At 59.4% G+C, this 251-nt stretch carries 1 protein-coding gene; it reads left to right on the top strand.

Going from position 1 to position 251, the window contains the following annotated elements; translation table 11 throughout:
- On the top strand, window positions 1–251 hold a 251-nt coding region (locus EOD29_RS33640), incomplete at both ends, for an extracellular solute-binding protein (RefSeq protein WP_127248875.1).

Below are 251 nucleotides of genomic sequence, written 5' to 3' on the forward strand. Positions count from 1 at the left end.
TGCCCTATTTCAACTCGCTTTCGCCATCGCATGTTCGCCTCGGCACCTATCAGGACCGGATCTACGGCCTGCCGCTGTCGGTCGAAACATCCGTCTTTGCCTGGAACAAGGATCTCTACAAGAAGGCCGGCCTCGACCCGGAAAAGGCACCTGTGAATTGGGACGAAATTACCGCCAATGCCGAGAAGATCCGGGCGCTGGGTGACGATACCTACGGCTTCTATTTCTCCGGCGGCGGCTGCGGCGGCTGC

It is taken from the genome of Mesorhizobium sp. M1A.T.Ca.IN.004.03.1.1, from assembly GCF_003997555.1.
Lineage (GTDB): Bacteria > Pseudomonadota > Alphaproteobacteria > Rhizobiales > Rhizobiaceae > Mesorhizobium.